The 14,311-nt window shown below is 64.4% G+C and carries 13 protein-coding genes and 1 riboswitch; of the genes, 1 reads left to right on the forward strand and 12 read right to left on the reverse strand.

Features of this window, described 5'->3' with window-relative positions:
• Positions 1–36 precede the first annotated feature (36 nt).
• The 9 genes from THECO_RS18865 to spoIIR all read right to left on the reverse strand — a co-directional run bounded on the left by THECO_RS18865 (position 37) and on the right by spoIIR (position 8,879).
• Positions 37–1,260, reverse strand: coding sequence for a type II secretion system F family protein (locus THECO_RS18865; RefSeq protein WP_015256604.1), 1,224 nt, complete (start codon positions 1,258–1,260; stop codon positions 37–39).
• 28 nt (positions 1,261–1,288) lie between these two features.
• Positions 1,289–2,947, reverse strand: a complete 1,659-nt coding sequence (locus THECO_RS18870) for a GspE/PulE family protein (RefSeq protein WP_015256605.1) — start codon at positions 2,945–2,947, stop codon at positions 1,289–1,291.
• Between the two features lie 250 nt (positions 2,948–3,197).
• Entirely contained in the window at positions 3,198–4,445 is a 1,248-nt protein-coding gene (locus THECO_RS18875; protein ID WP_015256606.1) for a serine hydroxymethyltransferase, read from the reverse strand.
• Between the two features lie 45 nt (positions 4,446–4,490).
• Entirely contained in the window at positions 4,491–5,081 is a 591-nt protein-coding gene (locus THECO_RS18880; RefSeq protein ID WP_015256607.1) for a TIGR01440 family protein, read from the reverse strand.
• Positions 5,082–5,099: 18 nt separating this feature from the next.
• On the reverse strand, positions 5,100–5,549 hold the full coding sequence (gene rpiB, locus THECO_RS18885; RefSeq protein ID WP_015256608.1) for a ribose 5-phosphate isomerase B: 450 nt from the start codon (positions 5,547–5,549) through the stop codon (positions 5,100–5,102).
• A 93-nt stretch (positions 5,550–5,642) separates the two neighbouring features.
• Positions 5,643–5,725, reverse strand: a riboswitch (ZMP/ZTP riboswitch).
• A 41-nt stretch (positions 5,726–5,766) separates the two neighbouring features.
• Positions 5,767–6,348, reverse strand: coding sequence for a low molecular weight protein arginine phosphatase (locus THECO_RS18890; RefSeq protein ID WP_015256609.1), 582 nt, complete (start codon positions 6,346–6,348; stop codon positions 5,767–5,769).
• A gap of 46 nt (positions 6,349–6,394) precedes the next feature.
• Complete coding sequence (locus THECO_RS18895) at positions 6,395–6,955, reverse strand: manganese efflux pump MntP (protein ID WP_015256610.1); 561 nt, start codon at positions 6,953–6,955, stop codon at positions 6,395–6,397.
• Positions 6,956–7,029: 74 nt separating this feature from the next.
• The gene (locus THECO_RS18900; protein ID WP_015256611.1) at positions 7,030–8,076 is read right to left on the reverse strand and encodes an L-threonylcarbamoyladenylate synthase; all 1,047 of its coding nucleotides are present in this window, start codon (positions 8,074–8,076) and stop codon (positions 7,030–7,032) included.
• A gap of 89 nt (positions 8,077–8,165) precedes the next feature.
• Positions 8,166–8,879 carry a stage II sporulation protein R gene (gene spoIIR, locus THECO_RS18905; RefSeq protein WP_015256612.1) on the reverse strand — a complete coding sequence of 238 codons (714 nt, stop codon included), beginning with the start codon at positions 8,877–8,879 and terminating at the stop codon, positions 8,166–8,168.
• A 319-nt stretch (positions 8,880–9,198) separates the two neighbouring features.
• Between spoIIR and THECO_RS20765 the strand changes: the two genes are divergently transcribed.
• Positions 9,199–10,164, forward strand: coding sequence for a transposase (locus tag THECO_RS20765; RefSeq protein WP_015256613.1), 966 nt, complete (start codon positions 9,199–9,201; stop codon positions 10,162–10,164).
• Between the two features lie 692 nt (positions 10,165–10,856).
• Here the strand turns inward: THECO_RS20765 and prmC are convergent.
• The 3 genes from prmC to ychF all read right to left on the reverse strand — a co-directional run bounded on the left by prmC (position 10,857) and on the right by ychF (position 14,200).
• Positions 10,857–11,795 (reverse strand): peptide chain release factor N(5)-glutamine methyltransferase, encoded by a 939-nt coding sequence (gene prmC, locus THECO_RS18915; RefSeq protein WP_015256614.1) that lies wholly within the window; start codon positions 11,793–11,795, stop codon positions 10,857–10,859.
• Positions 11,796–11,856: 61 nt separating this feature from the next.
• Complete coding sequence (gene prfA / locus THECO_RS18920; RefSeq protein ID WP_041854679.1) at positions 11,857–12,936, reverse strand: peptide chain release factor 1; 1,080 nt, start codon at positions 12,934–12,936, stop codon at positions 11,857–11,859.
• Between the two features lie 163 nt (positions 12,937–13,099).
• Positions 13,100–14,200: a redox-regulated ATPase YchF gene (gene ychF / locus THECO_RS18925; protein WP_015256616.1), complete on the reverse strand. Its 1,101-nt coding sequence runs from the start codon at positions 14,198–14,200 to the stop codon at positions 13,100–13,102.
• Positions 14,201–14,311 lie beyond the last annotated feature (111 nt).

Consider the following 14,311-nt stretch of genomic DNA (forward strand, 5'->3'; position numbering starts at 1 on the left):
CTTCCTCCATTCATAGAGATGGAATAATCTATGGGCTCAGCCCATGTTCCGGGTGATGTCCATCATCCGGAAGACCGGAAGGAACATCGCCATGACAATGATGCCGACGATGCCGGCCATCCCCAGAATCATGAGCGGCTCCAACAGGGATTTCAGACGGTCGCTCGTCCGGTCGGTGACCGATTCGCAATACTCGGCGATCCGGTCCAGCACGGTGTCGAGCGCGCCGGACTTCTCCCCGATCGCGATCATGTGCGCGACCATCGGCGGGATCAGGGGCGACTCGCGGAACGCGTCGGCGATCGGCTCGCCCTTCCGCACCCGTTCGTGCGCGTCCAGCACGATCCGCCTGATCGCCTCGTTGCCGACCACGCTCGCGGTGATCGACAGAATGTTCAAGATCGGAACCGCGGCGATGTGCAGCGTGCCGAACGTGCGGCTGAAGCGGGCAAGGATCTGGTTGATCCGGAGCGGCCCCAGCACCGGGATGCGCAGCAGGGCGTAATCGATCGCGTAGCGCCCCTTCGGCCGGCCGCGGACCAGCTTGTACAGCAGCGCCGCCAATATCGCCGGCAGCGGCAGCAGGAACCAGGTGTGCTTCAGCGCGTCGCTCAGCCCGAGCAGCATCCGGGTCAACCCCGGGAGCTCGGCGCCCGAGTCCCGGAACGAGGCGACGAATCGGGGCAGGATGAACGTGACCAGCGCCACCGACACGACGGCCGTCAGGACGGCCAGGAACGCCGGGTACATCATCGCCGAGCGCATTTTCGTCCGCGTGTTGTGGTCCTTCTCGTACTGGGCGGCGAGCCGCACCAGAATCTCGTCCAGCTTGCCGCTCGCCTCGCCCGCCCGCACCATGCTGACATAGACATCCGAAAAGACGGCCGGATGCTTCGCCGCGGCCTCCGACAGCTGCAGCCCCATCTGCATGTCGCGGACCATCTGCCGCAGCACGTTGCGGAAATCTTTGCCCGACGTCTGCCAGACCATGATCTGCAGCGCGTCGACGAGGCTGATGCCGGCGCGGTACAGCGTGGCGAGCTGATGGCAGCAGACGACGAACTCCTCCAGCTTCACCTTCGGCCCGCCCGTCAGCGGGATCGAACGGTTAAGGAAGCCGGGCGCCGGTTCGGACAGCCGGATGATCCAGAGCCCGTCGCCGCGCAGTTTCTCCGCCGCCGACCGCTTGTCCGGCGCCTCGACGGAACCGCGCTTCGAACGTCCGGACGCGTCGACGGCAAGGTATCGATATTTCGCCATGTCCGGAGCTCCCTCCCGCGGGCCCGCGCTATCCTTCGTCGACGACCCGCAGCACTTCGCTTACCGTCGTCAGTCCGGCCGCCGCTTTCGCCAGGCCGTCATGCAGAATCGGGATGAGGCCGCCGTGCCGGGACGCATGGTCCCGGTATTCGTTGTCCGCCCGCTTCCGCAGGATCAGATTGCGCAGGCCGTCGTCGCAGAACAGCACTTCGTGGATCGCGAGCCTGCCCCGGTAGCCGGTGCGCAGGCACTCCGCGCAGCCGGCGCCGATGAGCAGCTTGTCGGCCCGGATGCCCGCCGCCGCGAGCAATTCCGCCTCCCGCCCGGACGGCGCCCGCTCCGCCGCGCAGTAGCGGCACACCTTGCGCACGAGCCGCTGGGCGACGACGCACCGGAGCGCGGAAGCGACGAGGAACGGCTCCACGCCCATGTCGATCAGGCGGGTGATCGCGTTCACCGAGCTGTTGCTGTGCAGCGTGCTGAGCACGAGATGCCCGGTCATCGCCGCGCGCACCGCGATCTCGGCCGTCTCGACGTCGCGGATTTCGCCGACCATGACGATGTTCGGGTCCTGGCGCAGGATCGCCCGCAGCCCGCGGGCGAACGTGAGCTCGGTCCGCGGATTGACCTGGATCTGGTTGATCCCCCGCATCCGGTATTCGACGGGGTCCTCGATCGTCATGATGTTGACGTCTTCCCGGTTCAGCCGGGCGAGCGCCGAGTAGAGCGTCGTCGTCTTGCCGCTGCCCGTCGGTCCCGTGATGAACACGATGCCGTAAGAGCTGGCGATGCCTTTCCGGAACAGTTCGAGGTTGTGCGGCGAAAATCCGAGCTGCTCCAGTTCCATCAGAGACTGCGACAGGTCGAGGATCCGCATGACGATTTTCTCGCCGTGGATGGTGGGCAGCGTGGAAATGCGGATGTCGATCTTGCGGCCCGCGATGTTCATTTCCACCCGGCCGTCCTGCGGCAGGCGGCGCTCCGCCACGTTCAGCCCGGACATGACCTTGATGCGGGCCGCGATGACGCCCTGCATGTTCGGCGGCAGCGTCCGCTCCGTGCGCATCACGCCGTCCACCCGGTACCGGATGAGCAGCGCGTCCGCCTGCGGGTCGAAGTGGATGTCGCTCGCGCCGATCAGCACGGCCTGCTGGATGATCTGGTTGACGGTCCGCGCGACCGGGGAATCCTCTTCCTCCTCCGGTTCCTCGTCCCGGGTCCCGGCCTCCCGCACCGCCAGATCCTGCATCACCTGGTCGACCGATTCCTGGAGGCCGTAGTACCGCCGGATCGCGTGATCCAGCTCTTCGCTGGAGACGATGGCGGGCTCGATCCACATCCCCGTCGCCATGCGCAGTTCTTCGATCGCGTAATAGTCCAGCGGGTCGGACATCGCGACGATCAGCTTGTTGCCTTCGATCCGGTAGGGGAGCACCTTGTGCGTCTCCGCGAGCATCCGGGGAACCATCTGGATCGCGCGCGGGTCGATGTTCTCCCGGTAGAGCTGGACGTGCGGAATGCCGAGCTGGAATTCCAGAACCTCGATCCGCTGCTGCTCGGTGATGTAGCCCATGGCGATCAGCACGTCGCCGAGCCGCATGTTGCGCTCCTTGCCTTCGCGAAGGGCCTCCTGCAGCTGTTCCTCGGTGATCAGTCCGGCCTGAATCAGCAATTCGCCCAACCGCACCCGCAGACCCGATCACCACCCCTGCCATTAGTCCCATCTATGAATCTATATACTAGATCTATTAACCTATTTCAAGAAACTAATTTACCACTTCCATGCAATTTCGTCAACCATTTTCATCGCGGTCTGGGCGGTTTTTGGGACTATTGTATCAGATGCGCTCTGCCAAACCGCCCGCGCCTTGCGAGCATAAAAAAAACCGGCCGGGAAACTTTCCCGACCGGTCGTCCTTCGCTTCCGATCCAAGCGCTCAATATTCGAGATCCGGGTACAGCGGATACTGTTCCGTGAGCTCCTTCACGATGCCGCGCGCCTTGTCCAGCACCGCCTCGTCCTTCGGGTTCTTCAGCGTCATCGCGATCACGCCCGCGATCGTCTTCATCGCTTCCTCGCCCATGCCGCGGGACGTCACCGCAGGCGTGCCGATCCGGATGCCGCTCGTGATGAACGGGCTCGTCGGATCGAACGGGATCGCGTTCTTGTTCACCGTGATTTTCACCGAATCGAGCACATGCTCCGCGTCTTTGCCGGTAATGTTCAGATTGCGCGTATCGACGAGCATCAGATGGTTGTCCGTGCCGCCGGACACGAGGTTCAGCCCTTCGGCCTGCAGCGCCTCCGCGAGCGTCTTCGCGTTCTTCACGACGTTCTCCGCGTACGTCTTGAACGACGGCTGCAGCGCTTCGCCGAGCGCGACCGCCTTCGCCGCGATGATGTGCATGAGCGGGCCGCCCTGGGTGCCGGGGAACACGGCCTTGTCGATCGCCTGCGCCCACGACTTGCGGCACAGGATCATGCCGCCGCGCGGACCGCGCAGCGTCTTGTGCGTCGTCGTCGTCACGAAATGCGCGTGCGGCACCGGGCTCGGATGCAGGCCCGCCGCGACGAGGCCGGCGATGTGCGCCATGTCGACCATGAGCAGCGCGCCGACTTCGCGCGCGATTTCGCCGAGCTTCTCGAAATCGATGATGCGCGGATAGGCGCTGGCGCCCGCCACGATCAGCCGCGGGCGATGCTTGAACGCCGCCTTGCGCACTTCTTCATAGTCGATCGTGTGCGTGTCTTCGCTGACGCCGTAAGCGACGAAGTTGTACAGCAGGCCGGACGCGTTCACCGGGCTGCCGTGCGTCAGATGGCCGCCGTGCGCCAGATTCATGCCGAGCACCGTGTCGCCCGGCTTGAGCACCGCCAGGTAGACGGCCATGTTCGCCTGCGCGCCGGAGTGCGGCTGCACGTTGGCGTGCTCCGCGCCGAACAGCTCCTTCGCGCGGTTGCGGGCAATTTCCTCCGCGATATCGACGTATTCGCAGCCGCCGTAATACCGTTTGCCCGGATAGCCTTCCGCGTATTTGTTCGTCAGCACCGTGCCCATCGCTTCGAGCACTGCCCGGCTGACGATGTTCTCCGAAGCGATCAGCTCAAGATTGTCCCGCTGCCGCTGCAGCTCCAGCCCGAGCGCCTTGACGAGCTCCGGGTCCTGCTTGCGCAAATATTCCATTCGTGTCCGCCTCCCGGCTATATTTTTCAATCCATGACTTCCGATTCACGTTTCCGCTTGCCGTTCCGCCTGGTCATCCGGTTCGAGGACGTACACCGCCCGCGCGCCGCCGATCAGCTTCGGCCGCGTACAGGCCATCGTCACATGCGCCTCGCCGATCGTCCGCACGGACGGCCGGACCGGCACCGCCACCGGACGAAGATGCATGCCGATCAGGGTGTCGCCAATGTCGATGCCGGCGTGCGCCTGCACGGATTCCACCAGGCAGGCGTCCGGCAGGTTCCGGTAAGCGAAGGCCGCCATCGCCCCGCCCGCGCCCGGGATCGGCACGGCCGACACTTCCGTGAGGCCGTACCGCTCCGCCGCTTCGCGGGTCGTCACCAACGCCCGGTTCAAATGCTCGCAGCACTGGAACAGCGGATGGAACCCGATGTCGCGCCGCACCGCCTCGACGCCTGCGAATATCGCCCGCGCCACTTCGCCCGAGCCGGACGAACCGATCCGGCGGCCGATCACTTCGCTCGTGCTCGTCCCGATGACGAGCAGCTGGCCGGCTTTCAGCCCGCCGGCGGCCGCCAGTTCGCGGATGCAGCGCTCCGTGTCCTCCGCAATCGATTGAAGACGCGCTTCATCCATTGCGTCCGACCTCCCGCCTCACGCCTGCCGGCGCTCGATCGCCATCACTTTGTTCACGCGGCTCACATGCCGCTCGCCCTGCGAGAACGGCGTCTCGAGCCAGACACGCACGATCTCCTGTGCGAGACCGGGACCGATCACCCGCTCGCCCATCGCCAGCACGTTCGAGTCGTTGTGCTCCCGCGTCGCCTTCGCCGAGAACAGATCGTGCACGAGCGCGCAGCGGATGCCGGGCACCTTGTTCGCGGCGATCGACATGCCGATGCCCGTCCCGCAGATCAGGATGCCGCGGTCGGCTTCGCCCTTCACGACCCGCTCGCAGACCGGGATCGCGTAGTCCGGATAGTCGACCGACTGGCTGCAGTCGCAGCCGAAATCTTCGACTTCGTGGCCGAGCTCCTTGAGCAGCGGCACGATCTCGTCCTTCAGCCGGTAACCCGCATGATCCGCGCCGATTGCAATCTTCATTGCAGTCCGCCTCCCCTTGTGTAATGAACTTATGATGCCTTCAGCATTTACGAAAAAGACAAAAAAGAGCATGACGCGCCATTCAGCGCGAATGCTCTTTGCCCAGGCGACCGGCCAATATCGTCCGATGCTCCACCGTGGTTCCCCACTTAACGTCGCCAGTCACATCGGACCCGTGATTTTGTCAAGTCCATCATAGCGGAAGTTTCGTGAAAAATCAATCGGCTTCCGCGAGCTTCTTGACCAGCTTGTCCAACGCGGCGTCCAACTCGTCCGCGACCTGGCGGTACAGTTCGATCGGCCCGCCGAACGGATCGGCGATGTCGAAATCCGGAACCTTGCCTTCCAGCTCCAGCAGCCGCGCCCGTTCCTCGTCGCTCAGCTTCTCGCCGATGGCCTGACGGAGATGCCATTCCATGTACAGCCGCTCAAGCTCCTTGATCTCCGCCAGCACCTCCGGCCGGTCCTCCACGTACTCTTTCAGCGTATGCGTCTTCTCGAGCGCCTCCGGGTACCGTTCCAGCAGCATCCGCTTGTGGCCGGTCGTCATCGTCAGGATGAGATCCGCCCATTTGACCGCCTCGGCCGAGACGGCGCAGGATTTGCCTTCATGCGGCACCTGCCGCTCGCGAAGCACTTCCGATGCATGCGCGGACATCGGGATGCCGTCTGCAGCCGCCACGCCGGCCGAACGGACTTCAACCGGCACGCCGCGTTCCTTCGCCTTGGCCTTGAATAACGCTTCGGCCATCGGGCTGCGGCACGTATTGCCGGTGCAGACGAACAAGACACGGACCACGCCGCATCCCTCCTTCATTGTACGACTAACCGCCCCCGGTAGTTTATTATAGTAAAAACATGACCCCGAACGCGAACAAAATCGCTCCGCCGCACGTCTCGCCGTATTCGCCGAGCCCGCTTCCGACCCTCCGCCCGAGCAGCAGCCCCGTGATCGACATCGCGCCGCCGAAAAAACCGAACAGCAGCACCGTCATGACGAGATCCGCCGCGAACATGCCGAGCGATACCCCGACCGAGAACGAATCGATGCTGACCCCGAGCGCGAGCAGCAACATGCCGAACGCCGAACGGTGATCGAACTGCACCGTATGCTCGCGGCGCAGCGAGCTGTACACCATGTGGCCGCCGAGCAAGAGAAGCAGCAGCCCGCCGGCCTTCGTCGCCACGCTGCCGAGCAGCCCGCTGACCGCCTGCCCCGCCGCCAGACCGAGGAGCGGCATCAGCATGTGGAACGCCGCCACGACGGCGCCCAGTTTCAGAATATCCAGCTTCCGGATGCCTTTGAGCCCGATGCCGATGCCAAGCGAGAAGGCATCCAGCCCGAGCGCGAACGCGATGGTCAGCAGCGTGAGCAGCTGACCGGTCTGCGCAGCGTCCACCGACATGAATCCGACTCCTTCCGCACAGGGTCTCTCCGTAATACCTATGCGGACAAGTCGGGATTCATGTCCAACCGCCGTCACACCCGGACGATCCGCCCGCCGGCCGCTTTGGCGAGCCGGTTCATCAGCGCGAGCCCGATCCCTTCCGGCGGGCAGCCCTCGGCCCAGATCCGGCCGATGCCGCGCGCATCGAACTCGCGCAGCGCGGCATACAGGCGCTGCGCCGCCTGCTCGGGCCGCGCGAGGCTGCCGCAGACGACGACCGCGTCGGCGTCGTAGAAGCCGGCGTGCTCCTCGAACGTGAGCACGCCGGTGCGGCAGCCGGCCGCGCGGGCCGCGGCCGCTTCGCGGCCAATGTAGGCGCGCACCGCCTCGCCGTCGCCGATGACGAGCGTCATCTCGCCGCGGGGCGCGTAGTGCGCGTACTTCATGCCGGGTGAACGCGGCGCCGCATCCTCGCGGCTCTCCCGGGCGTCGCCCTCGGCGATCACTTCGCAGCCCGCCGCTTCCGCGAGCGCTTCGCGCGTCACGCCGCCCGGCCGCAGCACGCGGATGCGCTTGTCCTCGACCATGACGACCGTCGATTCCAGGCCGACCTCGGCCGGCCCTCCGTCGACAACCCCGTCGATCCGGCCGGCCAGATCTTCCATGACGTGCGCGGCCAGCGTCGGGCTCGGCCGACCCGAACGGTTCGCGCTCGGCGCCGCGACCGGGCAGCCGGCGGCGGCGATCAGCCGGAGCGCGACCGGATGCGCCGGCATCCGCACCGCGACCGTATCGAGCCCGGCGGTCACCTGCGGCGCCGCCGCGCCCGGCCTGACCGGCAGCACGATGGTCAGCGGCCCCGGCCAGAACGCCTCCATCAGCCGGGCCGGAATCCCGCCGAAGGGCAGCACAAGCTCGTCCAATTGCTCCCGGTCGGCAATGTGGACGATGAGCGGGTTGTCCGACGGCCGCCCTTTCGCCTCGAACACTTGCCGCACCGCCTGCGGATTGCGCGCATCCGCGCCCAGACCGTACACCGTCTCCGTCGGAAACGCCACGATCCCGCCCTCGCGCAGCGTCCGTGCCGCTTCCGCGACCGCGGTCTCGTCAGCGGGCCATAACTTCGTCTCCCTGTTCACCTGTTGCTTCCTCTTTCTTGTCCGATCCTCAGGCTCGGTTCGTCATTGCCAATCATTATACCACCAGACGCCCGAGGCTCGGCAACCGTTCAGCCGAACAGCCGCTTGAAGAAGTCTGCGATCCGCTGCAGCAGTTCCCATACGGCAAACTTCACTTCCACATTCTGCGAGGCCCCGGCCTTCACGCCGCCGTCTTGCGCATCCTGCGCCGCAAACGCCGATGCTTCCTTCGCCCCGCTTCCCGCCGCGTCTTTCGTGACGGCTTCGCCTTTGTCCGCCTTGCCGGCGCCCACCGCATCGGCAAAACAAAGCGGAGGGAACAGCACGCACCACCAGTTCTCGCCTTTTCCTTCCCCGAGGGTGATGAGCAGCGCTTCGTATTGCCCCGCGGGGTACACCCGGTTGCCGTAAATCTTCGCCGGGAACGGAACGGGGCCCAGCTTCACGGCGGCCGGATAGTCGAATCCCCGCATTTCCAGCTCCCGCTTCACCATCGTCTCCAGTTCGGGCAGGGCGCCGGCGATCGCCTCCCGCGCCTCGGCGATCGAATCCGCCCCGGCCGACAACTGCCTCAATTCATCCGCGATGGCATTTCGGACATGGCGCTTGACCGCCTGATCCGCGGCCGAATCCGAATTCGCCAGAATCCGGATCCGGATGGATTCCTCCGGAATGGCGCCTTCCACGATCGCAGCGTTGTTCTGCGCGTTCTCCCACGACATCGCCAGCAGCATCACCAGCAGCACGACATAACCGTAGACCGGACGATAAGAAAAAACGAACGGATAATGGCGGATGACCATGTTCACACAAGCTCCTCTGACGGCGCCCGTCGGCGCCCAAGCTTGCGTTCCGGAACGACTGTATCCCCCAGTATGCCCGCTCTATCATTCTTTCAAACCCGCGTACTGATAGATTTCCGCGGCGGGTATGTTTTTTCGGGCCCAAAATCGGGTATCCCTTTCGTTCAGGCTGAAGTTCGAAGCAACAGTGGCCGGGAGAAGCTTTCAAATCCGAGAAAAAAGCCGACGAAAATTGGATAATTATGATTTTCTTGCTTGTATTACGAACATATGTTCTGTATAATGGGAATACATCCCTTCCTGGTTCCGGGTGATCGCCATGCATTTCCATGTCATGTTCGCTCCATCCTTCCTCCATTTGTCGGAAGCGCAATGCGCCGACATGCTGTTCCGCATTCGCTGGCCGGAAGGATACCGTTGTCCGCGCTGCCAATCAACCGCATACAGCGTCATCCGCACCCGCAGGCTGCCGCTCTACGAGTGCGCCGTCTGCCGCAAGCAATGTTCCGTCATTTCCGGCACGGTGATGGAGCGGAGCCGCACCCCGTTGTCCAAGTGGTTCACCGCCGCCTCCCTCATTGCGTACAACTGTGTCAGCGCTGTTTACCTGAGCCGGAGAATCGGCGTAACCTACAAGACAGCCTGGCTCATGCTGCACAAACTTCGCAACGCCATGGCCGGCGCTGTCGAAGGCGACCTGCTGACCGGCCTCGTCCGTCTGGATCTCGGCAAAGCCAACCGCCGCCTGATTCCGTCGCCGGACGGTCTGCATCCGACGGAGCACCCCTACATCATCGGCGCGTCCATGAACGGGGCTGGCGAACCGGAACGTGTCCGGATCGCGATCGACTGGGGCGGTGACACCTATCTAGGAAAAATCACTCCCGAAGGCGCGCTTCGCTTCATCGGACAACACGTCGACAAGTCCGCTTCGGTCGATCTGACCGTCGATGATTGGGGGCGGACGGGCGGGCTGGCCATCAAGAAAGTCGGATGGTCGATCGAGGACGATATTCGCATGTTCCACCACACGGTCGGCGCCAAGCATTTGCATTACTATTTGCAGGAAGGCGTCTACCGTTACAATACGGCTCGTTCCGGCACGAACGTGCTGACAGCTTTGATGCGGGTGACAGGCTCCGGCGGCGCTCCCGACCGGCGCGCCATCGTCGGGCGGCCTGTTCCGCCGCAGCCTGACTGGACTTCGTACCGCGATGTGCACAGGATGATCCGCAAAATGCGTGAGCTGGCAGCCGAACGGATGCCGGGCAAATCCAGCGCCTGATCCGCAGCCGCAATCCGCGGATGGTTCGTGGATGGTTCATGAATGGTTCATGGATGGTTCATGGATGATTCATGAATGATTCGCGCATGGTTGGCATATCGTTCGCGGGTGGCTGGCGGATAACGTCGTGACTCGGCTGGGTGTGCGCTTGCGCTTGAGCGTTTGTGCCAGGGTGGAGAGGTACTTTGGGGCCCGCTTTTTCGGTATCCCCTTCGCTCAGGTCAAAATAAAACGGCGCCGCCGGATTGGTGTCTGCCCATGCAGCATCAAATGCCGGCTCCGAACGGACAGCAGCGCCATCCAGGCGCGTCGTTCACGTTCACGCCTGGAGTACTCTCGTTCAACGGCAAGTTGACGCGGACGCTGGTATCCTCTTGGCCCACTTTTTGGGTATCCCCTTCACTCAGGCAGAAAAAAATATCCCATCCCCGGATGGGTCGTGCAGCCTCAATTCCCAGATCCGAATGGACGCTGGAACCTTCGTTCAACGGCGGACCGCCGCCCGGCTGCTGTTGATGGTTCCGGCCAAACGAAAATCCCCTCCTGAGCGAAGGGGATACCGCGCAAAGGGGGCAAAAGGATCGGTGTCCGATGTCATGTACATGTATCAGAAAAACGGCCCGCCTGAGCGAAGGGGATATCGCAAAAGCGGGCGGAAAAGACATATGGCGGCCACAGGCAGGGAAAAGAGATTATGGCGCCGAGGCGATGACGTGGCGCTCGATGCCCGCGTAGTCGCGGACGATGCGGATGTCGGGCCAGAGACCGGTTGCATCCAGCAGGCCGGCGACGTCGCGGGCCTGTCCGAGGCCGACTTCGAAGGCGACGATGCGCGGCGCGGACGGCAGCGTCCGCAGTTGGGCCGCCATGCGGCGGTACGGATCGAGCCCGTCGGCGCCGCCGTCCAGGGCGAGCCGCGGCTCGTAGTCGCGCACTTCGCGCTGCAGGCCGGGCAGGTCGGACGACGGGATATAGGGCGGATTGGACACCACGATATCGAGTGCGCGGTCGTCCCCGTCCCCGCCTCCCGCGGCGAACGGCTCGAGCAGATCGCCGCGGATGAAGGCGATGCGGTCCGACACGCCGTGCCGCTCCGCATTCGCCTTCGCAACGGCGAGCGCGTCCGGCGACAGATCGGTCGCGCAGAGTCGCCAGTGCGGGCGCTGCACCGCCAGCGCGACGGCGATGGCGCCGCTGCCGGTGCCGATGTCGGCGGCGCGAAGACGCGCGCCGCCGCCGGCGTCCGGCCACAGCCGGTCGGCCGTCTCCAGCACGGCTTCGACGAGCAGCTCGGTCTCCGGCCGGGGAATCAGCACGGCCGGAGATACGGCCAGCGGCAGGCCGTAAAACCATTGCTCGCCGGTAATGTACTGCACCGGCTCGCCCGCGGCTTTGCGGCCCACCATCGCCGCCCACTCCGCCAGCCGGCCGGCCGGCATCGGCTCGCGCCAATCGCGCAGCAGCGCGGCGCGGTCAAGGCCGAGCGCGTGCATGAGCAGCCGCTCGGCGTTCTCGCGCGGCTCGGACACGCCGCACCCGGCCAAGAAAGAAGAAGCCTGCAGGCAGGCTTCTCCGATCGTGAGGCCCTCGGCCGGCTCGAAACGGGCGGCTTCCCTCCGTTTGTCCGCCATCCGGCAGCCTCCTTTCCGTTCGTTCCGTTCTTGTCGTCTTTGACGCCATGCCGCCTCAAGATCAGACGATCGCCGCGTTCTCCTGCTCGAGCAGCTCGGCCTGCTCGGCCAGCGTCAGCGCGTCGATGATCTCGTCGATCTCGCCGTTCATGACGGCGTCGAGCTTATGCAGCGTCAGCCCGATCCGGTGATCGGTGACGCGGCTCTGCGGGAAGTTGTAGGTCCGGATCCGCTCGCTCCGGTCGCCGGTGCCGACCTTGCTCCGCCGCTCGCCCGCAAGCTTCGCCTCTTCCTCCTGCCGCCGCATCTCGTAGATGCGCGCGCGCAGCACCTGCAAAGCCTTCTGTTTGTTGTCGTTCTGCGACTTGCCGTCCTGGCACGTCGCGACGATGCCGGTCGGGATGTGCGTCACGCGCACGGCCGATTTCGTCGTGTTGACGGACTGGCCGCCGGCGCCGCTGGAACAGAAGGTGTCGACGCGGATGTCTTTGTCCAGAATCTCGACTTCGACCTCTTCGACTTCCGGAAGCACCGCCACCGTCGACGTCGACGTATGGATGCGTCCGCCCGACTCGGTCACCGGAATGCGCTGCACGCGATGCGCGCCGCTCTCGTATTTCAGCTTGCTGTAAGCGCCTTTGCCGGAGATCATGAAGATGACTTCCTTGAAGCCGCCGAGATCGCTCACGTTCGCGTCAAGCAGTTCGACTCTCCATCCCTGGCTTTCGGCATAGCGGGTGTACATCCGGTACAGGTCTGCCGCGAACAGCGCCGCTTCGTCGCCGCCGGCCGCGCCGCGGATCTCGACGATGACGTTCTTGTCGTCGTTCGGGTCTTTCGGCAGCAGCAGGACGCGGATGCGCTTCTCCAGCTCCTCCCGCCGCGCGGTCAGTTCCTCGATCTCTTGCTTGACCATGTCCCGCATTTCATCGTCCAGCTTCTCGCCGAGCATCGCCTTCGCGTCATCCAGCTGCGCGACGACTTTCTTGTATTCGATATAAGCCTGATAGGCTTCTTCCAGATCCGATTGTTCCTTCGAATATTCGCGCAGCCGCTTCGGATCGGCCGCGACCGCGGGATCGCACAGCAGCTCGCTCAGCTTCTCGTAGCGGTCCGCCAGCGCCTGCAAACGGTCCAGCAACATCGATGAACACCCCTGCTTCCAAGTTCCGTACTTTTCATTATACCACAAACGCGCCCCCTGCGTGCCGGCATCCCGCGCCGGAAAGCGGCGGCAGAATCAACCATCTTCCAACGAAAAAAGGGCGCAAGGCCCTTTCGCCGCATGAGCGGTTCGCGCGTCCCTAGACGTTGAAGCGGAAGTGCATGATGTCGCCGTCCTGCACGACGTAGTCCTTGCCTTCGAGGCGCAGCTGGCCGCGTTCGCGCACCGCGTTCATCGAGCCGGCCGCCACGAAGTCCTCGTACGAGACGACCTCGGCGCGGATGAAGCCGCGTTCGAAGTCGGAGTGGATGACGCCGGCCGCCTGCGGCGCCTTCGTGCCCTTGCGGATCGTCCAGGCGCGGACTTCCTGCTCACCGGCCGTAAAGTACGTCTGCAGGCCGAGCAGTTTGTAGGCCGCCTTGATCAGCCGGTCCAGGCCGGATTCCTTGATGCCGAGCTCCTCCAGGAACAGCGCCTTGTCTTCGCCGTCGAGCTCGGCGATCTCGGCCTCCACTTTCGCGCTGATCGGCACGACTTCGGCGCCTTCCGATTCGGCGTAGGCCCGGACGGCCTGGACGAGCGGATTGCCGTCCGCGTTTGCCGCTTCGGACTCGCTGACGTTCGCCGCGTACAGCACCGGTTTGCTCGTGATCAGGTGCAGGTCGCGGACGAGCAGCTTTTCGTCGTCGTCCAGCTCCACGCTGCGCGCCGGCTGGTCGTTGTAGAGCGCCTCGCGGATCCGCTCCAGCACCTGGACTTCCTGGATGTATTTTTTCTCCCCGCTCTTCGTGTTCTTCCGGGCGCGCTCGAGGCGCCGCTCCACCGTCTCGAGGTCGGCGAGAATCAGCTCCAGGTTGATCGTCGCAATGTCGCTCAGCGGATCGACCTTGCCGGAGACGTGGGTAATATTTTCATCCTGGAAGCAGCGGACGACGTGCACGATCGCATCCACTTCGCGGATGTGCGCCAGAAATTTGTTGCCGAGCCCTTCGCCCTTGCTCGCGCCGGCGACGAGGCCGGCGATGTCGACGAATTCGAAGGCGGTCGGCACTTTCCGCTGCGGTTTCACCAGTTCGGTCAGTTTGTCGAGCCGCTCGTCCGGCACTTCGACGACGCCGACGTTCGGGTCGATCGTGCAGAACGGATAGTTCGCGGACTCCGCGCCCGCTTGCGTAATGGCGTTGAACAGCGTCGATTTCCCGACGTTGGGAAGACCGACGATACCCGCTTTAAGCCCCATGCTCTTGCAACTCCTTGTCCCTGGCCGTTATCATCTCTCGCCATTATACATGAGGGCAGGTGGTCATGGAAGAAAAAAAGCCTGCGCCCGCCGTCTCCCGGCAGGGAGATG

Origin of the sequence: Thermobacillus composti KWC4, from assembly GCF_000227705.2 — a bacterium.
GTDB classification, from domain to species: domain Bacteria; phylum Bacillota; class Bacilli; order Paenibacillales; family Paenibacillaceae; genus Thermobacillus; species Thermobacillus xylanilyticus.